The following is a 24755-nucleotide window of genomic DNA, read 5'->3' on the forward strand; positions in this document are numbered from 1 at the left end:
GACATGCGTTTTTTATACAATTTTATTCTTCAATTGATTACATTGTTGTTGTCACCGTTTTTCTTGATAGGTCTGCTTTTTTCCGGAAAGCTGCGTCTTCATCTGGGTCAGCGCCTGGGATTTCATTCACGCAAGATGCGGAAACAATTTCAGGAAATGCCAAGACCGCGCGTTTGGCTGCATGCGGCCAGTGTGGGTGAATTGTCCGCCATAACACCGATAGTCCAGGCATTAAAGGAACGCAATCCAGACATGGCAATTGTGGTCTCAACCAATACGGCTACGGGGTATGCTTTGGCGATGCAAAAAATGACATTTGCATCTGCCTGCATTATTATGCCGCTTGATTATCCCGGTGTGGTCAAACGTGTTTTTAAAATGGTGGAGCCCAATTTGCTGGTGATTGCCGAGACCGAGTTGTGGCCCAATGTGATTCGTCTGGCGAAAAAAAACGGCTGTCAGATGGCACTCATCAATGGACGCTTGTCGGAGAAAAGTTTTCAGCGGTATCGAAAAATCCGCAGCATGGTCAAGCAGATGCTTGCCGGCTTTGATCTGATTGCGGTCCAATCCAAAGCAGATGGTGAGCGTTTCAAAGCGCTGGGGGCGAATCCGCAACGGCTCAAGATGATTGGGAATGTTAAATTTGATGTTTCCAGCGGTTCGGGAATTCCCAAGCTGAAAGAGGACCTCCGGCTGGCTCCGGGTCGGCCGGTATGGGTCGCGGGATCAACCCGGCCGGGTGAAGAAGAGATGGTGCTGGAAGCGTTTGCCAAGGTACAGGAAAAAGTCCCCAACGCGGTTTTGATTCTGGCATTGCGGCATCTGGAACGGTTGCGGGATATTGAACGATTGCTCACACAAAAACGAATTGCATTTACACACCGCTCCCGGGTCGGCAAAGAGCTGATTGATTTTCCGGTGATTCTATTGGATACCATGGGTGAATTGGCGGAAACTTATGGTTTGGGTACCGTGGCATTTGTAGGCGGGAGCTTACAGCCTTTTGGCGGACATAACCCGCTTGAACCGGCAGGTCTCGGCGTCCCGGTTCTGATTGGACCGCACACCGAGCATTTTGCCCAAGTTACACAAATGCTTCTGCAAAGCGGCGGGGCCAAAGTGGTAACCACAAGTGAGGAACTGGCGCAAGCGGTGAGCACGCTGCTGCTTGCGCCTGAGCAAGCCGGGCACATGGGGGAGCAGGCTAAAAAAGTGGTCGCAGCCTGTCAGGGAACTGCCAATGAGACGGTAGAGCTGCTGCAAAAATTAATGCTGATCAAGCGCTGGGCCGGAGAGGTCCGCAAATGGCGTCAGGAATCCCTTCAAAATCAAGGTTACACAACACCCAAAGAAATTTTGTCCAATGATTGGACGGAGTGGTAATCATGCAAATTATTTTACTGCTATTGAGCCGGTTGTACGGTTTGGGCGTACGCATGAATCGTCTGCGGATGCAGCGCAAGCCGCGTCATCGGTTCGCAGTGCCGGTGATTTCGGTGGGCAACATTACAGTCGGCGGAACCGGCAAGACCGAGGCAGTGGCATTGATCTGCGGGATACTGCGCAGCTTGGGATTGCAACCAGGTATCTTAAGCCGGGGATATGGCCGTAAAAGCCGTCAATCGGTTTTGGTGGTTTCCCGGGGAAAGGGTCTGGAAACCAGTGTGCAAGACGCGGGTGATGAACCGGCACTTTTGGCGAAGCGGTTGTATGATGTCCCGGTTATTGTCGGCAAGGACCGGACCGCAACCGGAAAAATAGCGACAAATGAACTGGGGTGCAATGTTCTTGTCTTAGATGACGGATTTCAACGGCGGGATCAGGTGTATCGCGATTTGGACATCGTTTTAATTGATGCAGGTGATCCTTTTGGGGAAGAGGAGTTGTTGCCGGCCGGTCGTTTGCGTGAACCGCTGACAAGTTTGAAAGAAGCGGATGTCATGATAATTACCCGGGCGGATCAGTATCCTTTGAAGGTGATTTATAAAAAACTGGAAAAAATTGTTCCTCAAAAATTGTTGTTCACCGCGTGTCATACAGCCAAGCAGTTGGTTTCAGTAAACGATCATACGCGGCAGTCCTTGGATTATTTGAATGAACGCAAAACACTGGCAGTTTCAGGAATTGCCCGGCCGCTCAGTTTTGAAAAGAGCTTGGAAAAAGCCGGTGCCCGGATTAGCGCATGTTTGCGGTTTCAAGATCATCATTGGTTTACCCGGCAAGACCGGGAACGTATTGCCGGGCAGGCCCGGTCTTTGGGTGCCATGGTGGTCACAACCTCCAAAGATGCGGTTCGGATGCCGGTGGATGAAGTGTTCAAGGATGTGTCGGTTTGGGCGCTGGAAATAGAGATGGAAATTCTTTCGCCACAAAAGGGATTGGAAAAATTATTGGAAACAGTTGTGGCAGAAAAAAAAAAGAACCTGTAGGAGCGACCGGCCGGTCGCCCCTACAGGTGATTATTTAGGAAAGAAGAATTTTAATGGGACGCATACTCATAGTACGTTTAAGCTCCATGGGTGATATTATTCTCACCCAACCGGCGATCGCGGCGGCACACCGGGCCGGTCATGGAGTGGATTTGGCGGTGCATCCGGACTATGTTGCTTTGGGGAAAATGCTGCCCGGGGTTGACCGGGTATTGTGTTCAAAAGTGGAATTTGCCGCAGCGTATGATTGGGTATTTGATTTACACGGCACGCTGCGTGCAAGGCGCCTTTTGCGGGAGGTTAAGACCAAACAGCTCATCCGGTATCGCAAACGGGCAGTGGGGCGCCGGCTTTTGGTTCGGCCCCAGGGCAGATCGGTTTTCTGGAACCGGTTTAGCGGACTAAAAAAAGATGAACAGGTTTTAAAATGGTATGGGGAAGCATTGGGCCGGGCAGGGATTACTGTGCCGGAAAAGCAGCCTACCTTGCAGATTTCCGAGTGGGCTCACGCAGCTGCTTTGCAGACGCTGCAAAAGTACGGGATAAAAAAAGCGGACAGGATTGCGCTGTTTGTACCCGGAGCTAAATGGCGCGCCAAGCGATGGCCCCTGGAGTATTTTATTGAAACAGCCAAACAGTTGCAAAAGACGCATAATCTTATCCCGGTTTTTACCGGCAGTATGCAGGAGCGGGAACTGTGCGGGCAAGCAGTTCAAGCGATTGACAACCGGGTGGTCTCGCTCGCAGGATTGACCAATATCCCGGCCATGGCGGCGGTGTGCAGCCGGGCGGATATCATGATTACCAATGACTCAGGCCCCATGCATTTGGGGCTGGCAGCCGGTACCTCGGTGGTAGCGCTCTTTGGTCCGACCGTGAGTGCCTTTGGGTTTGCGCCGCAGTTACATCCGCGTGCCGTTGTTTTGGAAAAAGAGCTGGCCTGTAGGCCCTGTACACTGCATGGTGGCGAGGTCTGCCCTTTAAAACATCATGCATGTCTGCGCGGGATTCAGGTGGATACGGTTTGTGAAAAAGTCGCAGAAATTTTAGAATTGAATCCCAGAAAAAGAAAAAAGGACGATTGAGCATGGGCACATCCATCACAGCCGTTATCATTGCCAAAAACTCGGCGGCAACCATTCACCAATGTATTGCTGCGCTGCGTTTTTGCGATCAGATTCTGGTGGGTGAAAATAATTCAACGGACAATACCCTGGAACTGGCGCGAAAAGCCGGGGCCAAGGTGCGTTCGGTTGCCTGGGAGGGCTACGGCAAAACCAAGAACCGGTTGATTGATGAAATTGATTCGGGCTGGATTTTATCGATTGACGCCGACGAAGTGGTGACGCCTGAATTGGCCGGGGAGATCCGTCAAATTGCCGAACAAGCAGATGTCCAGGATGCCTATTTCATTGGACGCAGAAATTATTTTCTCGGGAAAGTGATTGCCCATTGCGGTTGGCAGCCTGATTGGCAGCTCCGGTTTTTTCGGGCCAAGAGCGCACGGTTTGAGGAAAAGCATGTGCATGAGGCGCTGGTCACGGAAAAAGGAAAAGGCTATTTTAAGCAGCCGTTGGATCATTATTCTTACGCAACGATTGAAGATTATTTTAAACGATTGAATCACTATACAAATTTGGCGGCCCAAGACCGCTTTGAACGCGGGAAACGGGTTTTCGGCTTGCGGATGGTTTTTGATCCGCCCTGGACGTTTGTGAAAATGTATTTTATTAAGCAAGGCTGGCGGGATGGCTTTGCCGGGCTTGTCCTATGCGTGTTTTCAGCGTTAAATACGCTGGTCAAACATGCCAAGCACTGGGAACTGGCGCGAAAATAGAAAATGTGTTTTCTGACATTTTTATCAAAATCAAGTAATCCAGTAGATGATAGCGCCGGTCGTCGGAGTGCTTGTTTTTAAAGAAAAAGAACGCATCAGCAATATAGGTGTCGTTCAAGTGGGTCGGATCGTCGAAGTTTGCTTGGTTGTGTGTTGACAGTATTGGTTTTTCTTTAAAAACAGGCATTCCGACGACCGGCTTTGCAACAGGATATTTTGTAAATTAAAAGGGATCATTGCTGAAAAAGCAGCATGTTTCAATGAGGTGACGATGGAAACTTATTTAGAGACACAACCAATAAAAAAAGCCGTGCCGATTGTATTTGTTAATTATCATGGGACCATCGGCGGCGGACAGAACCATTTATTGACCATTTTAGATGGGTTGGACCGGCAACGATTTTTGCCGCATGTGGTTTGCTGCCAGGACGGTCAGTTTGCCAAAGAGCTTCGCCGGCGCGGCATTCCGTTGGAAATTATTCCTTTTTGGAAAGGTAAGCTTCGCTACTTGCATAAAAATTTGCCTGCACTCTGGCAATTTTACCAGTATGTGAAAAAGGTGTCCGCTCGTCTGGTGCATGTGAGCGGGCTCCAGGAAGCAAAGCTGGCCGCCTATGGATGCAAGTGGGCCCGTGTGCCCATGGTTTGGCTGGTGGCGCCATGAAAAAAAGACGCAAAGGTTATGTTGGCCGGGCCATGCAGGCTTTGGCCGGGAAAACTCATACCTTTATTTGTATTTCCGATTATGTTGAGCAGCTGGTAACCGGGTATGGTATTCCAGCGGCGAAGTGCCGTCTGATTCATTGTTCCACCAATACAGCGGTGAAAAAAGAATTTCCTTCCTCTTTGCGGGAAGAATTGGCGATTGACTACGATGCTCCGGTGGTGGGTACCACCGGTATTTGGCGGCCCAACAAAGGATTTCCTTATTATATTGCAGCTGCTGAGATTATTAATCGGTGGAATCCCATGGTACGGTTTTTACTGGGGGGCAAAGCCTATCCAACCGATGCATCCTTTGCAACGCTGCTTTGGATGCGCGGGAGCATTCTTAGGACATCCGGTGTCATGAAATATACCGGGTTTTTAGAGGATATTGGGAAATTTATGTCTGCGCTGGATGTTTTTGTGCTTCCAAGCGAGTGTGAACCATTTGGTTTGGTTCTCATTGAAGCCATGGCGCGCGGTATTCCGGTGGTGGCTACACAAGCAGGCGGGGTTCCGGATATTGTCACCCATGGCGAGACCGGTCTTTTGGTGCCGCCCCGTGACCCGGAAGCATTGGCCGAGGCGATTAATGATCTTGTATGCCATCCTACCAAGCGGATGCAGATGGGCGAGACGGCAAGGGCACAGGTGAAAGAAAAATTCAGCCGCGAGACCATGATTAAAAAATATCAAGAATTTTATACAGAGGTTGTACAAGAACAATGATGAAAATTTCTGCGGTCGTACACACGTATAATGAAGAGCACAACATAAAGGATTGTCTGGCAACCCTGACATTTGCTGATGAGATCGTTGTGGTGGACAACGAAAGTTCCGATCAGACCGTGGAACTTGCCAAAGCTTGTGGTGCGCGGATCGCGACGTATGCCGGACACCATGGTTATCCCGAACCGGCGCGGGTTTTTGGATTGACACAGTTAAATCATGACTGGGTGTTTATTCTGGATGCGGACGAACGGGTTACTCCGGAACTTCGTGCTGAATTGCTTGCAGTTAAGGACGCGGCTCAGGCCCAAGACGGGTATTGGGTCCCGATTAAAAATTTTCATTTTGGGCGCTGGCTTCAGCACGGCGGTCTTTATCCGGATTATCATATGCGTTTTTTTAAAAGGGAAAAAGGCGGTTATCCGGAAGTGGGGCTGCACCGCGGGATTGAGGTCTCAGGCGAAACCGGATACCTGCAAGAAAATATTCTGCATTTTTCGTATCGCGACATTTATCATTATTTTGAAAAATTCAATACCTACACAACAGTTGAGGCCGAGCGCATACTTACACTCAAACGGCGGCCTACCGGGTATTCGCTTTTAATGAAACCGCTGCATCGGTTTACGAAATCCTATCTTTTCAAGGGTGGTTTCAAAGATGGATTGGAAGGTTTTTTATTTCATCTTTTTTCTGCTGCATATATTTTCACGAGCGAGGTAAAGGCTTGGGACACCTATCGCAGACAAAACGAACATTTGCCGGTTTTTTCAACTATGTTCAAAAGGAAAGCATAAATCATGTCCAAACAGACCCAGGGGCCCAAGAAAATTTTGCTGCGCAGTCCCAATTGGGTGGGGGACGCTGTCATGGGCACACCGGTGGTGGTTGCCTTGAAAAAAACATTTCCCCATGCAGCCATTCATGTGCTGGCCCGTTCGTGGGTGGCACCGCTTTGGGAAAATCATCCGGCCATTGACTGCGTGATCGGGTTGGACCGGAAATTGGGATGGGTCCGGTGGATCCAATTGATAATGCAATTGCGCAAGGAAAAGTATGATCTTACCATTTTGCTGACCAATGCGTTTTCAGCTGCCTGGCTTGCCTTTTGGAGCGGCATTCCCAAGCGTGTCGGCTATCGTACGGACAATCGTGGCTGGCTGCTCACTCAGGGCGCGGTCTGGAACAAGAGTCTGGAGCAGATTGCGCGGCCGAAAATTTATCTGACCCTCGCCCGGCTGGCCGGCGCAGACGTGGACCTGTGCGAACACTGGGATTTTGTGGTCAAACTTACTTCTGAAGAAATTGGCGCAGCACGCTCTTTGGTGGGTCCGCATGCCGGGCAGCGACTGGTGGGGATTGCCCCGGGATCAGTGGCAAAAAGCCGGCGGTGGCCGGTCAAACGCTACGCTCAAATTGTCGATCGTTTGACAGCATCGGGATTTAAAGTCGTGCTGGTGGGCAGTCCGGTGGATGCGGAGGCGGCCAGGCAGGTTGCGCGCCAGGCAAAAAACAAACCGTTGATTACTGCGGGTCAAACCGGATTGCGTACCGGTTTGGCAGTCATAAAACAATTGGCACTGCTGATTAGCAATGATTCGGGGGCCATGCACATGGCCTATGCGCAAGATGTCCCTGTCCTGGTATTGCAAGGCGCTGCTGATCCGGCAGTGACCGGTCCTTTTGGAAAACACAGTGCGTATCTACGTGATCATTCTCTGGCATGTGCACCCTGTGTGCGCAATGAATGCAAATTCAGCGAGCTCAAGTGTATGCAGCATATTTCTGTGGAGCAAGTCTGGGAAAAAATCCGGGAAATGTTAAAAATCAAGAGTAGAAAGAAATAATGAATGTGATTGTACGTGATCAAAGAAAAATACTAGTATTATATTAGTGAAAAAATCAAGTATGCGGTTTTTGACCATAGAACATATCATTTTTCTTGGATGCGGAACTCGCCCTCCTTCGGAGAAGCTTAAACAGTCCTATCCTTCGAAAAATGATATGTTTTATGGTCTTGTCACAGTGTTTTCGAATTCATTGATGTGATACAAAAAATAACTGCATTAGGATGATTTTGCAGCCGTGTAATTTTTTTGACAGGAGTGGCGTATGATGAAAAGTAATCATATGGTGGTGATCAAAGTTCGCGCACTGGGAGATACGCTGCTGGCAACCCCGGCCTTGCGCGCGCTGCGCCATGCCAATCCGGAAGCCATGATAACCGTGGTTGTTTCATCCTCCGGCGCAGAGGTGTTGGCAGGTAATCCGCATGTAGACCGGGTATTGGTTTATGACAAAAAGGACCTGCTGACATCCCTGGGTTTTATGGCCCAACTGCGTCGTTCACGCTATGATCTGGCGATCACTTTGCACGCTTCTTTTAGGACCGCGCTCTTAGCCCGGGCTACAGGCGCAAAAAAACGGGTTGTCCACAATCACAGCGGTCCCGACCATTTTACTACCATTCCCATCACAGCAAAAAAAGAATCCAAGTCAGCCATTGAACGTGATCTTGATGTTGTCCGCGCAATGGGGATACCCGATACTGGAAGCACACTGGAGTTTGTTCTGGAAAAAGCAGACCGGCTTTGCGTGGATGGTTTTTTTAGGCAGAATAATTTGGCAGCTGACAAGTCCTTTTGGGTGCTGGCACCAGGGGCGGGCAAGGCGCGCAAGCGCTGGACAGCGGGGCAAGCAGTTGCATTTTTGGATGGCATGGAAAAAAAACGGTACGGTCCCTGGATTTTACTTTCAGGACCCCAGGAAGAAGCGCTTACCCGGGAAATCAGTCTGTACGCTAAATCCAGGCCGTTGGTTTTTCAGCAAGAATTAAAAGAAGCCGGTGTTTTAATGCAGATGAGCCGCGGGGTGGTTACCTGTGATTCCGGACCCAAACATATCGCCGTGGCAGTGGGTGCCAAAACAGTGACACTTTGGACGGATGAACCTGAAGCGGAATGGCACCCCTATGATCTTGCCCGGCACACGCTGGTGCGGTCGGTTACCGGCCGGGTGGAGGATATCCCGGCGAAGCAGGTCATGCAGGCGTTTATGAACCATTTTGGGAAATGAGGGTGTGGAAGCCACAATCATCAGGAGGTCGTGAATGTCTATGAAATGGACGGCAGTGCTGGTTGTTCTTATAATAATGGTTATTACGGTAAAGGCAAAGGTTTCAGCCAGCACACATGGCGGGGTGGAATTTATCGGAAAGCATTGTGAGGTGCGCAAAGCCATTACCATCGGCCATTCCAGGGACGGCGGGGATGAGTGGGAAAGTCTCAAACAACAGGAGGCGGAAGCCAAACCCGTGATTGAGGCATTGGGTAAATGGTTGGATGCGTATTTGGTTGAATTGAAATCAACTGGATCAACCCATCCTTGGGCACGGGGAATTTTGACAGCGTATAAGGGTCCCGATAAACCTACCGGAGAGGAATGTTTGCTTAATTTGAGTATCGTGGGCTATGACAGCACCTATGTAATATTTTATGTCCGGGAAGATGCCTGGTTACCCGTGGAGGAAATGTTTTTGTCCCTGTTCAAACAAAGGATTTGGAAGCAGACGCCGGAAGAAAAAGCCGGGCGTATAAAACAGGGTAAATTGCATTTGGGGGATTTTGAAAAAGGTACCAGTTTTCAAGCGGTCGATTATTTGAAGCCTGACGAAGAGCAGGACTTCGATGTTGTTTATTATGATTTTGACCGTTTGTCGGTCTGTCAATATGACAAAGCCGGTGTTGAAAAGCTTCGACGCACGACGCGGGATAAGGATGCAACCAAGCGCCGTGATGCCCTGGCGGTTTTGGGCTGCGGCGGCTATTGTGCTGATCCGGCGTTTTTCGAATCTTTTTTAACTGCCCGGGAACCGGCAATCCAACGCGAGGCTGTGCACGCACTTTTACTTCTTCCGGATAAAAAAGGCAATGCACTGTTGAAAAAACATTTCGAATCCATTGCCGGAATTTTCGCTGAGGATCAGCGCAAGCTGGCGGAAAAATATTTAAAATAAAGTAATTCGAAATTATTATCAGGAGGACTGTTGTGGCAAATACGATTAAAACCATTCTCGATACCTGTAATCCGCCTGCGGGAGCTCACTTAAATTGGTTTGCCAAGTGGCTGGTCATTATTCGCGCTTGTGTCTTTTCCATGACAGTATTTTCTCCATTAATCGCCATTTTACTGGCTTGGCGCACAGGCCAGACCGATTGGATTAGAGCACTTTTGGTTATACTCGGATTGTTGCTCGCGCATGCGGCCAACAATGTGCTTAATGATCTTATGGATTACCGCAGCGGGGTGGATACACCTGATTATTATCGAGTGAAATATTCTTTTCATCCTTTGACCTCGGGGTGGGTGACCCAGCGCCAATTGTTTGGTGCTTTTCTGCTTTTTTCTTTGCTGGATCTGGGATTGTTGCTGTATTTCATCAGTCTGCGCGGCTGGGGTGTGGCGGTTTATGCTTTGGCCGGTTTTTTCATCAGCGCGGTGTATGTGGGCGGCCGCTATTCCCTGAAGCATCTTGGTTTAGGAGAGATCGCGGTCTTTTTTGTCTGGGGGCCTTTGATGGTGGGCGGGACCTATTTTGTGATTGCAGGATCGGTGCCCTGGAAAGTGTACCTGGCCTCGATTCCTTACGCATTGATGGTGACCACTATTTTAATGGCCAAGCATATTGACAAGCTGGAAAAAGACCGGGAGAAGAAAATTCACACCCTGCCGGTTATTTTGGGGCATAGCCGTGCCATGGCGGTTGTCAAAGGATTGATTGTTTTATTTTATGTGGCTGTGGTTGCCGGTGCCATTACCAACATGTTACCTTTGGCAGCCTTGCTGGTATTTTTTTCCATTCCGCGTGCCCGCTCGGTATGGCGCTTGCTCTCCCAGCCGCGGCCGACATCACCGCCGGCGAATTGGCCGATTTGGCCATTGTGGTACGTGGGCTACTGCTTTCACCTTATACGGCTGGCCGGGGCACTTCTGTTGGGTGGTATGTTTGGACAGATACTGATAGAACGCCTATGGTTGGGATGAGGCATCGGAAAAATGAATGTAAACGCAGGGAATTTATGGAATAAAAAAATGTGGTTAGGGCTAATTTTGATTAGCGCATTTTTTGTTCGGTTTACCCATTTTGGAATTCACCGTTTTCACGAGGATGAGGCGCTTTACGCTTCCTGGGGAATACGGATATTTGAACATTATGATCTTTTGCTCAACGGAGCATCCGGTGTTGATAAACCCCCACTGCTTTTTTATCTTCAAGCCATAGCCTATTTGTTTTTTGGCATCACAGAGAATGCCGCCCGGATACCCAACCTCATTGCCGGAGTGGTATCTGTCAGTCTGATTTATAAAATCGGGAAGTATTATTTTAACGAAAAGACCGGATTGGTGAGTGCGTGGCTCATGGCAATTTCACCTTTGCATATTGCCTATAGCAATACTGCATTTACCGATATGACAATGGTGATGTTAGGATTGGCCGGCATTGCGGCCATGACGAGTAAACGTTTTGCCTTGGCAGGTGTGCTGGTGGGGCTTTCTCTGGCAACTAAACAATTTGGTGTTTTTTGGGTACCGTTGATTATTGTCCTGTTGATGTTGGAGATTATGCAAGACACCGCTTTGCGGGAATGCTTCCGTGATGTGCGTTTGAAATCATTTTTAAAAGGTTTTTTTATTACGATTGGAAGCTTGTTGTTGATTACTGCGTTTTCCAATCCTTTTTGGGGATTTATGCTGTATTTACATAAAAGCTCTTCAACCATAGAAAGTACAGTCCGGGGATTGACATTTTGGATGAGCCACTATGAAAAAATATTTGAACTGCCGCTCCTGAACATCATTGGATATGTTTCCATAGTCTGGCTTGTACTGATAAACAGTCATGCATTGTTGTTTTCTAAAAATGTGACAAAGCGACAAAAGATTAATAGAATTGCTCAATTGATGTTTGTTGTGTTTATCGCAGGCTATCTCGTGAGTTTGTTGTTGCTTAAACCCTTCCAATATGTCCGCTATGCTGTTCTGTGGGTTCCTTTTGTTGTGTTGATTTCAGGTGCGTTTTTAGTTTATATTGAAAATTTATTGAAAAAAATAATCCATGAGAAGGGCACTGTTGTCATGGCAATCATTTTTCTGATTGGATGTGGAATGTTAACGTTTCAATTCATTAAGAAAGACACATTGCAATACGGTGCTTTTTATAGGAGCAATGATGGCATAGAGCAAGTGGCGGCATATTTAAGGGAGATAGATACTGATGACAAGATCTTGCTTATGCGTGATTCGGGATGGTGTTATAAGTTTTATGCAAATGGAATTAGTTTTTTTCAAAAACAGGATGTCGAAAAATTGACGGACATTATTGATATTGTAGAAAAAAATTCCGGGAAGAAGATATTTATCACAAGTCATTTGGGGAACGAGCATTTCAATAATATTTTGAAAAGCAGCGGGAGATTGGAAGTGGAAGTTGTGCTGAAAAGCGAGCGCTATGAATTGTTTCTTTTACGATAATTTGGTGTTTTTTTCAACAATGCCTTTCTTTGCACAGTTCTTTCGAGCTGATTTTTGGAAATTGCCGGGGGTTGGCGTGTCCAGGGGTCCAATCCGGTCGCGTACATGATACCTGCCAGGGTCATGGGCAGGGGAATGAAATTCTGCATTTGTTCCACGCGTAAATTGTGTTTTTGGGCAAAACGGTTGACGGCTTGCATGTCCGCGCGCGTACCGCCAATTGAAAAATAAGATTGATGCATAAACAGGATGTGTGCAATAATACTATTGGATGGCAAAAATACACGAACCGAGGAACGCGGCATGAGATATATTTCCCGGATTATGGAAAAAAAAGTTAAAGCATATTGTACGCAGTTTCCGGTTGTGGCGGTCACCGGCCCGCGACAATCCGGGAAATCAACCATGCTTTTACAGATGCTGAAAAATAAATATCAATACGTTACGTTTGATGATTATCGCATGGTGCGTTTTTTGCAGGATGATCCTGAGAAATTCATGCAACTCTATTCTAAGAAGATTATTTTTGATGAAGTACAAAAAGTTCCATTGTTGTTTAATCTTATAAAACTTGCTGTGGATAAAAACAGGACATCCTATGGAAATTTTGTTCTTACAGGATCAAGTCAGTTTGTGATGCTGAAAAAAATATCAGAAAGTCTGGCGGGAAGATTGGGATTGTTGACCTTGCTGCCGTTTCAGTATCGGGAAATACCGGACACCATGAAAGCGAAATCCATTTATAGCGGATCTTATCCTGAATTGATTCAACAAAAATATCGTAATAAAGAAAATTGGTATGCCGGCTATTTGGAAACTTACTTAAATAAAGATGTAAGGGACATGGCGGGAATAGGTGAGCTGAGGGATTTCAGGAGATTTATTGAATTGCTGGCAGCCAATGTTTCACATGTGTTGGATTTGACACATTATGCAAATGATATTGGTGTTGCTGTTTCCACCATTAAACGTTGGGTGTTATTGCTGGAAGCGTCTTATGTGTTGTTTTTACTTCCGCCTTATTATAAAAATTACAATAAGCGAATTATTAAACGGCCCAAATTGTATTTTTATGATACAGGCTTGGCCGCGTTTCTTACGGGTATTAGTAATAAAGTATTATATGAAAAAGGACCTATGAGTGGGGCGTTATTTGAAAATTATATTGTATCTGAAGTGGCGAAAAAACAGTATCATGCGGACACAAAATATAATTTATATTATTTGAGGACAAGCCATGGGAAAGAAATAGATTTGATTGTGGATAAAAAAAATAAAAAAGATTTGATAGAAATTAAATTTTCGTCTTCGTTTAAACCAAAGATGATTCATGTTGTTGAGGAGTTTAGGCAAGCTGAAGATAAAGGAATTCTGCTGTATAACGGCACGAATTTTCCTTATGGGGAAGAAATAAAAATTTGGAATTATCAGGAGTATTTGTCTGCTTAAGATTTCTTTTTGTTGGGGCGGTTAATCGCCTGGGAAAACCTGTTTTTTTTCAATAAAACCTTTCTTTGTACATTTCTTTCGCGCTGATTTTTGGCAACCATCAGGGGTTGGCGTGTCCAGGGGTCCAATCCGGTCGCGTACATGATACCTGCCAGGGTCATGGGCAGGGGAATGAAATCCTGCATTTGTTCCACGCGTAAATTGTGTTTTTGGGCAAAACGGTTGACAGTTTGCATATCTTCGCGTGTACTGCCCGGAAAACTGGCAATGAAGTAGGCTGTGATGTATCCCGGCTGGGCATTTTTTTTGGCTGCCTGCCGGTAGTGCCGGATGAATTTTTCGCAGACCGGTGCCGGGGGTTTTCGCATCCGTTTTAACACACTTGGACTGGTATGCTCCGGCGCGATTTTCAAAGTGCCGCTGATGTGTTTGTTTTTTAGCAGATAGGCGATATACGCCGGGTCTTCATTGGCCAGGTCATAGCGGATGCCTGATGCCACAAAAGCATGTTTTACGTTGGGGATGTTTTTCACGGCTTTTAACAGTGCGGTTTGTTTTTTATGGTCAGTGGAAAGATGTTTGCAGATTTCCGGAATGAGGCAGGAAGGCCGGTTGCACGGTCCGCCGGGTCGTGTACAGATTATGCCATACATATTGGCACTCGGGCCGCCCAAGTCCGTAAAGGTGCCATGGAAACTTTTCATGGTGGTTATTTTTTTTGCTTCTGCAATAATCGCATTTTGGCTGCGTGATTGGATGAGTTTACCCTGATGGGCGCCGAGCGCACAGAAGGTGCAACCGCCGAAACAACCGCGATGGGTGACAATGGAATTCACCACCGGTTCCAGCGCGGGGACGGGTTGTGCATAAGACGGATGGGTCTGCCGGGAAAAAGGCAGCGCATAGAGGGCATCCATTTTTTTTGTGGAAAGCAGGGCTGACGGGGGTTGGAGAATGACAAAGCGGTTGGCATGGGCCTGCACCAGACAGGGGCCGCCGGGAATAGCGTGCTCTTTTTCCAAAAGATGCATCGCATCAATCAGCTTTGATTTGTCTTTGAGAATAGCCTCATAAGCCGGCAGCTGGAGAAAACTGTTTTTCTCAGGTAATTGGGAACTCACCACAGCGGTGCCGGGAATGTTGGCGAATAATTGTGGTAGGGGCGACCGGCCGGTCGCCCCTACGGAACCTGTTGTCCCGTCAGACAAACGTTGGGCGATCGTGATCACCTGTTGTTCGGCCATCCCGTAAACCAAGATGTCTGCTTTGGCATCGAGTAATAAAGAACGCCGAATTTTATCCTCCCAATAATCATAGTGTGCCAGGCGCCGCATACTCGCCTCAATCCCGCCCAAGACAATCGGGAGTTTGGGGAAAGCGGCTTTGAGGAGGTTGGTATAAATGAGTGATGCGCGATTCGGCCTGTATCCGTAGTCATTGCCGGGTGTATACGAATCATTGCGGCGTAATTTTTTGTTCGCAGTGTAATTGGCAACCATGGAATCCATGGCACCGGCGGTGACCCCGGCATAGAGACGCGGCCGCCCCATGGTGAGCACACTTTCCGGCTGCTTCCAGTTTGGCTGGGCAATGATGCCGGTGCGGAATCCCTGGTTGACCAGATGACGACCCAGCAAGGCCGCGCCAAAGGAGGGATGGTCCACATAGGCATCACCGGTGACCAACAGGATATCCAGTTCCTGCCAGCCCAGGGCCTGCATCTCTTTTTTTGTCATGGGTAAAAAACAGGGCTGTTGCATGGGAGGATTGTAGCACCCGGATTATAAACAGGCAACTGTTGTGCATTAATGTTACAGGGTGTATCACGAGGAATGCCTTTTTCCAGCATTGGAATAAGAAAAGGCCCGGATGATAATAGCAATGCTGCTGGGCGGACAGGGCGGGAGGCAATCAAGGCTTTTTTTCCAATGCTGGAAAAAGGCATTCCTCGTGATTTTTTCAGAACAAAAGGAAGACCCCTGTCACATCTTTATCGTGCTAGCGCGAACACGATGGACAGCCTGCCCGGCGAATGCCGGGTAAGTCCATCGATGAAGCGAGTAAAAATATCGCCGAAGGCGAACATCTCCCGACAAAAATACCACGGGCGTAAGCCCGTGGATTTTTATTTTATTCATACGAAACGTTATATTAAGGTAAAACAGAAACTGTTTGCCAAGCAGCATTCACGGGAAATTTCCCCGGCATTTCGATTTTCGTTTGAATAAAATAAAGATGTGACAGGGTTAATTCCGGATTTTGATGCTATTTGTTTCCATGAAAAACCAATCCTTTTCCCTGTTTTTCACCAGAAGGGCATGGTATAAATGAACCGTTTAATCCAGGTAGGTCCAGGTAGGAGAGGTCGCTGATGGCAAAAAGTAAGGGAATTTATATTTTTTTGTTGATGGTTTTTTTTGCTGGGCTGGCAATTTTCAGTTTTTGGCAATTGGCACACTATGCCCGGGTCATTGAGGAAACCATTGCTCATTTCCAACAATGGCCCGGCGTCACCGCTCCGGCTCCAAGTCTTGATTCCAAGGTTATGATGACACAAAATAAAAATATAACCGGAAATGTGTTTATTGGACAACTGGCACATCGGATTGAACAAAATTTGAAAAACGGGTTAACCACCTATATAACTGATTACCAGGACTTGAGAATTGATATGGCGCCTTTTGTGAGTGAGGAAATCAGGCAGGGGTATTTTAAAAATCTTCGGATTGCCGTGCGTCATGGAAAAATCAGGCATCCCGAATATAATGCGTGGCTGGTACCCTTTGAATCCATTGATTGTTCCTTTCAGGAATTGGTGATGGATCTTGAGCAATTAAAACAGGAACGTATTGCACCTGCCGGGTTGGCGTCCGTGTCGGTACATGAAATTGTGCTGGATGAACAGGCGTTCAACGAAGCGCTGCACAATGCGCCGGGCAGACTGGCGTTGCTCAGTGTTTCTTTCCGGGAAAGAGGTATTCGAGTGATTTGGTCAGGCAAGCCCCGGATGGAAGCGGACATAGGCTTGCGGGTTGTGACACAGGGGGAATCTTCATCATCAGATCAATTGCTGGCTGAGGTGCATCACCTGAAGATTAACGGCCTGCCGGTTCCATCAGGAGTCGTCAGACGCTTTGCCAATAAAATTAATCCTGTGCTGCCTTTGAAAGCCTTTGAGAGTTCCATGATTCTGGGTGCAGTCCATTGCGGTCAGGGCAAACTTAGAATCGGCCTGGAAAATAGTACGCAATAATCAATCAAAAAGGACTATCAATGCCAAATCGTCAAAATGAAAAAGTCATACGTATTCCGGATGTTTTTTCCGGAGAAAAGCTGCTTTCCAGCGGATCTCTGATTGCGGCACTGGTTCTATCGCTGGTTTTGGCAAATTTTGTTTGGCTGTTTTTTGACAAACAACCCCAGGCATGGGACGAATCCATTCATTTCATGGGCGCGGTGGGGTATTATAAAACCTTGCTGCAGGGTGGGTGGGATGTATGGTACAACCTTTTGTATCAATCTGATTTTTATCCACCGCTGATTGAAGTGTTGACCGGACTTGTTTTTCTTGTCACCAAACCTGTGCCGGATGTTGCGGCGTTTTTGAATCTTTTTTATTTGCTGGGGATTGTCTGGGTATTGGTTTTGATAGGCCGGACGCTTTATGATGAGACCACGGGTATTTTAGCCGGGTATTTATTCAGCGCTGCGGTTATGGTCGCGATTCAGTCGAAGTATTTTATGCTGGATATTCCCATGGTTCTGCAATATTGTCTGGGATTTTATTTTTATCTTCAATCGGAAAATTTCAGAAAAAAACGCTGGTCATTGCTTTACGGTATGATGTTCGGCCTTGCCATGTTGAACAAGTGGAGTGCACTTTTCTTTTTTGCGCCGCCGCCGCTTATCCTGGGAGTCATTTCATTGTTTCGTCAAGAAGGGGAGGGGAAAAAAATATGGCGCAATATTCTGCTGGCATTTGGTTTGGCAGGATTGATGGCCGCGCCCTGGTATAGTGTGCATTTTATCAAGCTGGTGAAAAACACGTCCGGGTATATTCATGCCCGCGGTGTGTTGGAAAATGATCCGCCCCTGACATCGCCTTTGGCATGGATTTATTACCTGGGCAGCGTTTTTAGACAGATGTCCTGGCCCCTCGGGTTAACCGTGGTTGGCGGGTTTGTGGTTGCCATGTTCAAAAAACGGCATCGTCTCCTTCTCGCGGTCTGGTTGGGGTCGCCGTATATTATATTGATGCTGATTAGAAATAAAGATCATCGCTATACGCTGCCCTTATTACCCATCATTTGCCTGGTTGGGATTAGCTGGATTGCGGCGCTAAAGCCGGAGACAAAAAAGAAATGGGTGCCGATTATTGCCTTGGCAGCGTTGGCACAGTTTGCGTATGTCCATATGGGGCAGCACTTGGGAGGGTTTGAGCGGCTATTGAGTGCCCGGCTTTTGGGAACGTCGCTGATTGAATCCAAAGCACCAGACAGCCGGATTTGGCCTCTGGATGCTATTCTGGCGGATGTGGCGCATGTCGGCGGCAACTTGGGCCGGCCGCCCCAATTGCGGGTGATACCCGATGCGGCCAAATTTTCCAGGGTTACCTTTGTTGTCGCACAATCCAGACAACCGCGTGGTGTGCAATTGGCATCGACAACGGATTGGCCGGCATTTACAGATTTTGTGGTTACCAAGACGAAACACCTCGGGCTTGAGTTCAACATTGCCAAACCCAAGGCCATTACCGAAGCATTGGCAAATTCAACGACTGCAGTTGGAAAACGTTTTGAATTAATGCGTACCTATCCTTTGCCGGATGGCTCGGATGCGTTGTTGTACCGCCGCCGGGAGGTGTTTCATCATTTGTCGCAGGAACGCATCATCCTGCTTCTCAAGCATGAATTGGACCAATTGCTTTCAGCCTATTTGCGCAACTGCGAAGACCTTTCCATTCGTATTACATCCGGGCCCGACCAATCAACCCGTATCGGTCATTTTCCGGAAATTTTGGTGGAGGCACGCAACGGTGAAGTGGGTGATTTTAAACACAAACCTTTGGGTGTGCCGTTTTCCCGTTTGAAATTAGCGTTGAAGGACTTGGTGATTGATCTGGACTGGCTGGAGCAGGGAAAGCCGGTTCCTTATTATATTGACGCAATGCGGGTGATGCATGTTCAACTGAAAGATGAGGGCCTGAACCGGGCATTTCAAAAAGCGAATGATGATCTGAAAAATCTGCGTGTTTTTTTTACCGGCAGTACGATGGCGGCACACTGGATCGGAGATATTCCGCTTTCGGTTAATCTGGCATTGGAAGTTGTACCGGATAAGGACCGGCCGGAGTCAGACAATCTGCGGTTTCGTATTGAAAAAATAAAGTGTTTGGGTATTCCCATTGCCGGCTTTTTGATACAACCCCTGGTGGCGGATTTTAATCCGCTTTTTAAATTGGCGGGATTTCCCGGCAAGATTGTCCTGGGACAATTGCGCCTGGAAAAAGGTATTTTGCGCATGGGCATAGAGAAAAAAGAGCAGTGGCAGCGGGATGTTGTTGAGATAAAGAAAATGCAATGAAACCCGGATGAATAAAATTGAAATAAAACCCGGAATATGCTAACTTTCCTGCCTTTGAAAATACGAAAAAATCGGATACAATAGCGTTCCATGAATCTCCCAATTTTGATGTATCACAAAATTCAGCCGCCGGAACCCAACAGTGATCTTGCTGTATCTGTGGAGGCTTTTCAGGACCAGATGGCATGCCTTAAGCGCAGGGGGTTTGAGACGGTTTCATTGGAACAACTCAGCCGGGCATGCCGTGACGGTGCGGCACTGCCCAAGCGTCCTGTGGTGATTACATTTGATGACGCCTATCAGAGCGTCTTTGATTATGCGCGACCGGTTTTGGAAGCACAAGGATTTACAGCAACCGTCTTTGTCGTGGCACGGGCCATCGGGAAGGACAATGTGTGGGATAAGGGGACCGAGGTTAAACGCGATGCCTGCATGGATGCGGACGCACTTAAGCACTTGGCAGCCGTTGGCTGGGAAATCGGGTCCCATGGTTTGAATCACAGCAATCTTACCCGTGTTTCAGACAAAGAAATATCTGAGGAGCTCGTAGAATCACGTTCCTTTTTGGGGACCTTGTTCAACCGGCCGGTCACAGTATTTTGCTATCCCTTTGGCGCTTGTGATCAGCGGGTCAGGGATGCTGCGGCCACGGCAGGCTATACAACAGCCTGTGCGATTTCTCCGGGAACCGCTTCGGTGACAGCTGATTTGATGGCATTGCGGCGCGTGTATGTGAAGCCGTCCGATGCTATCTCAGATTTTAAAAGAAAAATATCAATGTGGTACCTGGTTTACCGGGCGTGGAGGAAGCGATGAGTCTTACCCGTAGTACAGCTGCTTTGCGTTTGCAGCGGTTTTCTTTTTGGGCGTTGTCTGTCTTTGCTGTTTTTGCAGTGGCAAGCATCGCTTTGCAGAATTTTATTTTTCTGGCTCTGGTGGCATGGATTATCGGGATGGGGCTTAAGCGGCGCTGGCAGGTTGTGCCGACACCCATGAACCTTCCCTTGCTGCTGCTGGGTATTGCCTTGGTGGCTGCCTCGATTTGGGCGGGACGGATGAACCCCAGTCTTTTCGGGTTGCGCAAGGTTGGTTTATTTGCAGTCTTTTTTCTGACCACAGCGTTGGTAACCCACCCCCTCAAAGCGGACAGGATCTTAAATGTATTTATTCTCGGTGCCACAGTATGCGCCATCGGGTCAATTGCCGGTCATCTGCTGGGTTGGGACGGCGGGCGGGCGCATTCATTTTCCGGGGATTATATGGCAGCCGGCGGCATGTATATGCTCTCATTTATTTTAAGTCTCTCCCGGTTTTTGTATCAGGATAAAACCAAGCAATGGTTTTGGCTGGGGTGCGCCGGCATGATTGGTCTGGCCCTGTTGCTGACATATACCCGTTCATCTTGGATCGGTGCGGCAGTGGCCCTATTGATTCTCGGTGCCTTTCGGGATTGGCGCCTGCCGCTGATTATTTTAGGGGGCGTGATTGTTTTTCTGCTGGTTTTTCCTAAAAATCCAGTCTCGCAGCGGGTATTTTCGCTGACCGTGAAGCATCATTCCAGCAATTCAGAGCGGCGGATGATGTGGGTTTCCGGATTGAAATTGGTCAAAAATCAGCCGCTGCGGGGCTATGGGGTGGATAATTTATCGCAGGTCTATGGCAAGGTCGCCAATCCTGTGGCAATTGAACAGCGTCCGCCGCATGTCCATAACACGCTTTTGCAAATAGCCATCAACGGCGGTTTGGTGGCTGCGGGATTTTTTCTTTGGTGGATTGTTGTGGTGATTTTTTTCGGTATTCAAGGCTGGAAATTTAATCGCGTACACGCACCGCCGCGCGCAGGATCTGCGATTGGCATTACGGCGGCTTTTGTTGGATTTACCGTCAACGGTCTGTTTGAATTTAATTTTGGGACATCCCAGGTCATTACTATTGTCTATTTTTTGATTGGGTTACTGCCGGCCTATCTGGCGGTTGATCCGGCAAATTCGGAATGGCAGCTGCCCAAACGACCCAAACTGCTTTTTTTACGTCCCCGCTTCCGGGGCGATGTGATGATGGCTTCAACCGTGCCGTATTTAATTAAGCGTGATTTTCCGCATGCGCAAGTGGACCTGGTGACAGAACCGGCTTGTGTGGGCGCAGCCGGCGGTACAGCCGGATGGGACCATGTCATCTCATTGCCGCGGCATGATAACCTGGCTTGGTGGAAAGTCGTCCGGCGTTTGCGTGCTGAAAATTATGATGCCGCATGTGATCTTTTCGGCAATCCTCGCAGTGCCATGCTGGTGTATGCCAGCGGTGCCAATTTAAAAATTGGGCCGCGTGTTACCGGCTGGGACTTGTTTTTTCATCTGATTACCAAAGCGAACCGTACCGGTCCGCGTCCGGCATGGGAAGCCTATTTTGACATTTTACGCAGCTTTGGTATGAAACAACTCTCGGTCAGGCCGCACTGGGAAATTAGCGCTGAGGATGACAAGTGGATTAAATCATTTTTAAAAGAACGGGGTGTGCGTCCGGGTAAAGTATTGGGGATTTTTCCCGGCGGCAGCCATCCCGCCAAGCGCTGGCCTTTGGAAAATTTTTTGGAAGTGGCCCGGCTGGCACCGAAACAATTAGGTTTGAAGGCGATGTTTGTATTCGGGCCGCTGGAGAAAGATTTGAAGCGTGGCTATATGCATGCTGCCGGTAAAATGTTGATGAGTATTGAAGGCTTGCCCCCGGGGCGGCTGGCGGCGCTTTGGTCGCATTGTGCAGTGGTCCTTTCCAATGATGCTTTTCCAATGCATCTGGGACCGGCGGTGGGAACGCCCACGGTAGGTCTGTTTGGCCCGGGTGATCCGCAGGTATGGTTTCCTTATTCAGAGCGCAGCGGTCACCGGGCATTGCATCATCAGCTGGATTGCTGGCCCTGCCACCTGGATAGCTGCGCGACCATGAAATGCTGGGAGGAATTAACTCCGGCAACAGTGATGGGTGTTATTAAAAATAGTTTGCCAAGGAACCGTTCGGCGAAAATGGCATTGCCTGAGAAAACCAGCCGAAAGAAAAAAGCGGTTATCAAGAAAAAGTCTAAGAAAAAAATATTATGAAAATACCGGAGGTGTCTAAAGTACGCAGCATACTGGTTGTGAAATTGCGGGCACTCGGTGATGTTTTGACCACCTATCCGTTGTTGCGGGCACTGAAAGAATACTATCCACAGGCCCGGTTGAGTATGATGGCGGACGATAGCTATCAGGATATTCTTGAAACCAATCCGCGGATTGATGCGCTGCGCCTGCATCCGGCAAGTCAACTGCGTCAGGCCGGGCAAGGGGATGCATTGCGTCAGCAATGGCAGGCCATTCGAGCCATCCGGCAGGAAAAATATGATTTGTATATTGATCTTTATGGGAGTCTGCGCACTGCGCTGTGGGGTTATTTAGGCAAGATTCCTTATCGTATGGGATTTGATCTGCGGGGGCGGAAGTATTTTTATAACCATACCATCCAGGCGAAATACCGTTATGTTGTGGATTTGAATTTGCAGTTTGCCCAGGCATTGGGATGGGAAAAAAAAAGTAATCAGCTTGAATTTTATACAACGCCGCAAGATGAGGTCCGGGCGCACGAGCATTTAAAGCGGCAGCATTGGAATGCCGCCAAGCCGTATATGGTTGTTTCGCCCGGTGGCGGTTGGCCGTTGAAACAATGGGGTGCCAAGCGGTTTGGCAGGGTTGCCAAGGCAATGGCAGACAAAACCGGTTGCCAGATTGTTCTGTCCGGCAGCCAGGCGGAAACATTACTTATACAGACTTGTGGCGCTGCTGCGGATATTCCTGTGATCAATGCGGTTGGCCTGCCCTTGCGGCAGGTGGCAGCCATCATTAAGGGAAGCCGTCTTTTTTTAGGGAATGATTCCGGTCCCAAATATTTTGCCGAGGCTTTCGGTGTGCCGACCCTGATCTGTTACGGACCCACCGACTATGTGAACAACAATCCCCAACGACCGCAGAATCAAGTGGCTTGTTTTCAGACTGAGTGCCGTCCTTGTCATTCTGAAATTTGCCGTATGCCGTCGCGGGACTGTATGAATAGAATTTCAGAGGATGAGGTTGCGGCCCGGGCTTTGAAGTTGTGGGAGAAAAACGGGTAAGGGCGAAATCATGTTTTCGCCCTTTGTGGGCGATTCCACTTGTCAGGCGAATGCCGGGTAAGCTTGTGGGTTTTTATCGTGCTTGTGCGAACACGCCGGGCTGCGAAGCGTTCCGCAAGATCCGGATAAATTTGTATGGATCACTGGGGAACTATTTTTACATCTTTGGCAAAGGAAAAATCCCGAAAAATTTTCTGTTGTGCGATTAGGCGGGTAGCTTTTTTTGGGGACGAATATTTCCATGCCAATGCTGTAAAAATAATTCCCCAGTGATATGATTCCTTGGATTGAATACAAAGGTTTAAGCGTATTCCCGGTGTTTTCACCCCTACACACTTGCTTAATAATCACCAATCCGTTAAAATACTGGAATACATATTTTTAAAAACGGGACTATGAGTACGGAGGGTATTTATGTGGGTTTGTGACCATTGCGGCCAGCCAATGGATGATAAAGCGAAAAAGTGTTCCATGTGCGGTGTCATCAAGCCTGAGGAGATAATCAAGAAGGCTGAGGCAGCACAGGTTTCGCAGTCATTTGATTTTTCAGAAAAAGCAGGAGCAAAAAAACCAGAGATTCACAAAGCAGTTGACACAGTGCAAGCTGAGCCGGAGGCGCCGTCTCAGGTGGAACCTGTTAATGAGCGTCCGATTGTTACGATTTTTCGGCGGTTGGTTGTGTCTTCAAAATTTTGGATTGTATTGGCATCTGTGGTGTTGGCGTTTATTCTGGTACCCTGGACGATTCAGAAAATCAATCAGTTTTCGACTGCGAATGAATTCGACTATGATGCCAAAAGCGTGGAAACAACCTTGTGCAGCAAATTTGAATTAATTATTGATGATACGCTTCCGGATAAATTGGAATGGGCCCGGGAAGTTATGCGCCTGCGTCTGCCGACCAGGTTTCCTGAAGAATTGCTGTTGGATATTAGTAAACAGGAGGCGGAAGTCAAATATGAAAATGATGAAAAGACGTCCGTGTCTTTCCGGATGCTTATTACATACCATTTTGGCGATGCCCATAAGAAAACGTATTATTGGCAGCCGGTAACTTTTTTCTTTGAAATCCGGAATGGCGAGTGGGTCCTTATTGGCGATCGCTGGCTGCGCGAGAGTGAATTGGTTTTTGAGTAATAAGTCCGGTTATAGGATTCAGTACGGTTTTTTATAATGAGAACCATTCCGGTTATAAAAACTTGACAGTTTTTCATTCATTTGATAGAGTTTGCCTAGCTATGTAACTGGCGAAGGTGGAGCAACCATCAGGAAGCATAGCGGAAAAGCGGAATCGTGAGCCGAACGCCTGGGCTACCGCTCATTTATGAGTGGTGGTCCGGGCTTTTTT

General features: G+C 47.9%; 22 protein-coding genes. 20 read left to right on the plus strand and 2 right to left on the minus strand.

Annotation, left to right across the window (positions count from 1 at the left end; translation table 11 throughout):
• Nucleotides 1-3: 3 nt before the first annotated feature.
• From K8S19_00375 to K8S19_00430, 12 genes are all read left to right on the plus strand, one after another.
• Nucleotides 4-1386 carry a 3-deoxy-D-manno-octulosonic acid transferase gene (locus K8S19_00375; GenBank protein ID MCD4812138.1) on the plus strand — a complete coding sequence of 461 codons (1383 nt, stop codon included), beginning with the start codon at nt 4-6 and terminating at the stop codon, nt 1384-1386.
• Between the two features lie 2 nt (nt 1387-1388).
• Nucleotides 1389-2432: a tetraacyldisaccharide 4'-kinase gene (gene lpxK / locus K8S19_00380; GenBank protein MCD4812139.1), complete on the plus strand. Its 1044-nt coding sequence runs from the start codon at nt 1389-1391 to the stop codon at nt 2430-2432.
• Between the two features lie 53 nt (nt 2433-2485).
• On the plus strand, nt 2486-3517 hold the full coding sequence (locus K8S19_00385; GenBank protein MCD4812140.1) for a glycosyltransferase family 9 protein: 1032 nt from the start codon (nt 2486-2488) through the stop codon (nt 3515-3517).
• A 2-nt stretch (nt 3518-3519) separates the two neighbouring features.
• Nucleotides 3520-4269 (plus strand): glycosyltransferase family 2 protein, encoded by a 750-nt coding sequence (locus K8S19_00390; protein MCD4812141.1) that lies wholly within the window; start codon nt 3520-3522, stop codon nt 4267-4269.
• Between the two features lie 271 nt (nt 4270-4540).
• Nucleotides 4541-4933, plus strand: coding sequence for a glycosyltransferase (locus tag K8S19_00395; GenBank protein MCD4812142.1), 393 nt, complete (start codon nt 4541-4543; stop codon nt 4931-4933).
• Nucleotides 4930-5703 (plus strand): glycosyltransferase family 4 protein, encoded by a 774-nt coding sequence (locus tag K8S19_00400; protein MCD4812143.1) that lies wholly within the window; start codon nt 4930-4932, stop codon nt 5701-5703. The genes K8S19_00395 and K8S19_00400 overlap by 4 nt, the downstream gene beginning before the upstream one ends.
• Nucleotides 5700-6500, plus strand: coding sequence for a glycosyltransferase family 2 protein (locus K8S19_00405; GenBank protein MCD4812144.1), 801 nt, complete (start codon nt 5700-5702; stop codon nt 6498-6500). Before K8S19_00400 ends, K8S19_00405 begins: the two co-directional genes overlap by 4 nt.
• Nucleotides 6501-6503: 3 nt before the next feature.
• Nucleotides 6504-7550: a lipopolysaccharide heptosyltransferase II gene (waaF, locus tag K8S19_00410; protein MCD4812145.1), complete on the plus strand. Its 1047-nt coding sequence runs from the start codon at nt 6504-6506 to the stop codon at nt 7548-7550.
• A 265-nt stretch (nt 7551-7815) separates the two neighbouring features.
• On the plus strand, nt 7816-8778 hold the full coding sequence (locus K8S19_00415; protein ID MCD4812146.1) for a glycosyltransferase family 9 protein: 963 nt from the start codon (nt 7816-7818) through the stop codon (nt 8776-8778).
• Between the two features lie 34 nt (nt 8779-8812).
• On the plus strand, nt 8813-9718 hold the full coding sequence (locus K8S19_00420) for a hypothetical protein (GenBank protein ID MCD4812147.1): 906 nt from the start codon (nt 8813-8815) through the stop codon (nt 9716-9718).
• A gap of 32 nt (nt 9719-9750) precedes the next feature.
• Nucleotides 9751-10746 carry a prenyltransferase gene (locus K8S19_00425; protein ID MCD4812148.1) on the plus strand — a complete coding sequence of 332 codons (996 nt, stop codon included), beginning with the start codon at nt 9751-9753 and terminating at the stop codon, nt 10744-10746.
• A gap of 48 nt (nt 10747-10794) precedes the next feature.
• On the plus strand, nt 10795-12234 hold the full coding sequence (locus tag K8S19_00430; GenBank protein MCD4812149.1) for a glycosyltransferase family 39 protein: 1440 nt from the start codon (nt 10795-10797) through the stop codon (nt 12232-12234).
• Here the strand turns inward: K8S19_00430 and K8S19_00435 are convergent.
• Nucleotides 12210-12539, minus strand: a complete 330-nt coding sequence (locus tag K8S19_00435; protein ID MCD4812150.1) for a hypothetical protein — start codon at nt 12537-12539, stop codon at nt 12210-12212. The two genes, K8S19_00430 and K8S19_00435, sit on opposite strands and share 25 nt — an antisense overlap.
• Between K8S19_00435 and K8S19_00440 the strand changes: the two genes are divergently transcribed.
• Complete coding sequence (locus tag K8S19_00440) at nt 12538-13683, plus strand: ATP-binding protein (GenBank protein ID MCD4812151.1); 1146 nt, start codon at nt 12538-12540, stop codon at nt 13681-13683. The genes K8S19_00435 and K8S19_00440 overlap by 2 nt on opposite strands.
• Here K8S19_00440 and K8S19_00445 read toward each other — a convergent pair.
• The gene (locus K8S19_00445; GenBank protein MCD4812152.1) at nt 13680-15443 is read right to left on the minus strand and encodes a YgiQ family radical SAM protein; all 1764 of its coding nucleotides are present in this window, start codon (nt 15441-15443) and stop codon (nt 13680-13682) included. The genes K8S19_00440 and K8S19_00445 overlap by 4 nt on opposite strands.
• Before the next feature lie 168 nt (nt 15444-15611).
• On the opposite strand from K8S19_00445, the gene K8S19_00450 reads away from it, so the two are divergent.
• From K8S19_00450 to K8S19_00480, 7 genes are all read left to right on the plus strand, one after another.
• The gene (locus K8S19_00450; protein ID MCD4812153.1) at nt 15612-15911 is read left to right on the plus strand and encodes a hypothetical protein; all 300 of its coding nucleotides are present in this window, start codon (nt 15612-15614) and stop codon (nt 15909-15911) included.
• Nucleotides 15912-16054: 143 nt separating this feature from the next.
• On the plus strand, nt 16055-16936 hold the full coding sequence (locus K8S19_00455; GenBank protein MCD4812154.1) for a DUF2993 domain-containing protein: 882 nt from the start codon (nt 16055-16057) through the stop codon (nt 16934-16936).
• Between the two features lie 20 nt (nt 16937-16956).
• Entirely contained in the window at nt 16957-19266 is a 2310-nt protein-coding gene (locus K8S19_00460) for an LmeA family phospholipid-binding protein (GenBank protein MCD4812155.1), read from the plus strand.
• 90 nt (nt 19267-19356) lie between these two features.
• Complete coding sequence (locus K8S19_00465) at nt 19357-20082, plus strand: polysaccharide deacetylase family protein (protein MCD4812156.1); 726 nt, start codon at nt 19357-19359, stop codon at nt 20080-20082.
• Complete coding sequence (locus tag K8S19_00470) at nt 20079-22361, plus strand: O-antigen ligase family protein (protein ID MCD4812157.1); 2283 nt, start codon at nt 20079-20081, stop codon at nt 22359-22361. The genes K8S19_00465 and K8S19_00470 overlap by 4 nt, the downstream gene beginning before the upstream one ends.
• Nucleotides 22358-23407, plus strand: coding sequence for a glycosyltransferase family 9 protein (locus tag K8S19_00475; GenBank protein ID MCD4812158.1), 1050 nt, complete (start codon nt 22358-22360; stop codon nt 23405-23407). Before K8S19_00470 ends, K8S19_00475 begins: the two co-directional genes overlap by 4 nt.
• 414 nt (nt 23408-23821) lie before the next feature.
• The gene (locus K8S19_00480; protein MCD4812159.1) at nt 23822-24544 is read left to right on the plus strand and encodes a hypothetical protein; all 723 of its coding nucleotides are present in this window, start codon (nt 23822-23824) and stop codon (nt 24542-24544) included.
• Nucleotides 24545-24755 lie beyond the last annotated feature (211 nt).

The sequence above is a fragment of the bacterium genome (genome assembly GCA_021108215.1).
Classification (GTDB): Bacteria; Oederibacteriota; JAAXVQ01; order JAAXVQ01; family JAUVAV01; genus JAIORK01.